Annotated in this window: 1 pseudogene; it reads right to left on the reverse strand. The window is 56.5% G+C overall.

Features of this window, described 5'->3' with window-relative positions:
* Positions 1 to 857, reverse strand: a pseudogene (locus ACFHWW_RS33905) (hypothetical protein); the annotation flags it as partial.
* Positions 858 to 898 lie beyond the last annotated feature (41 nt).

Raw genomic sequence — 898 nt, forward strand, 5'->3', positions numbered from 1 at the left:
CCAACGGCGTTCGCTGAGCCATCTGGCACACGTATCGTTTGGACTTTCGTTAATGTCGCAGCAGCTGCGATCAACTTGACCCCGTCGCGCGCGCGAACCGTCGAAAGCGGCCGGTAGTCCCGTCGGGCCTGGTCGCGCTCCTCAATCCGTCGCTCGATACTGTTCTGCATCATTTCGAGGCGGCCACCGATCCTGCCTTTGTCAATCCAAAACTGCGTCAGCTCGGATAGGTCTTCAGGCCGGGAGGTAAAAGAATATGCATCGCTACGTTCGATAGCTGTCAGGAAGGCCTGGGTGTCTTCAACCCCTTTCGCAGTGGCAAATTTCCGAACTTGATCAACATTGAGGTCATCGAGCGATACCACCAGAAATGATGGCTTTGCCTCAGACTGTCGAGTGTCGGTATGGATGATCTCGTCTGTCTCGCCTTCAGGATCTAGCTCCTGTTGCAACTGCTCGCGCGTCGCCTGCGACGGCGGGGGAAAAGCCTTCAGACATGTTTCGAGATCCGACTTCGGTCGCCAGGCGCTCGCCCGGCCCGTTATGATGACGTGGGTTCGACTCTGTGCAGACCGGAGCAGTCGGCCCATCTTGCGGATCGCGCGCTCGAAATCGCCTGGATCGCGAAGGCGCGCCTCATCAACGGAGTCAAGGAGGAGCCATCCTTCTTCGTTTGTCGCCAGCCAAGCTTCAAATTCTTCGTTCGTGCCAGTCTCACTCTCGAAGGCATCTTCAAAATCATCAGAAATATGTTCGAGGCGAAGGAAAAAGGCTGCCTTCCCTTGAGCACGCAATGTTTGTGCAGCGTTGCGAATTTCGCGTGTCTTACCGGCCCCAGCCTCCGATAATATGACCACGCGAAAGCTCTCATGCAGTGTCGCCCACGGACTCGCTTTCC

The sequence above is a fragment of the Sinorhizobium sp. P24N7 genome, assembly GCF_042436655.1.
Lineage (GTDB): Bacteria > Pseudomonadota > Alphaproteobacteria > Rhizobiales > Rhizobiaceae > Sinorhizobium > Sinorhizobium meliloti_A.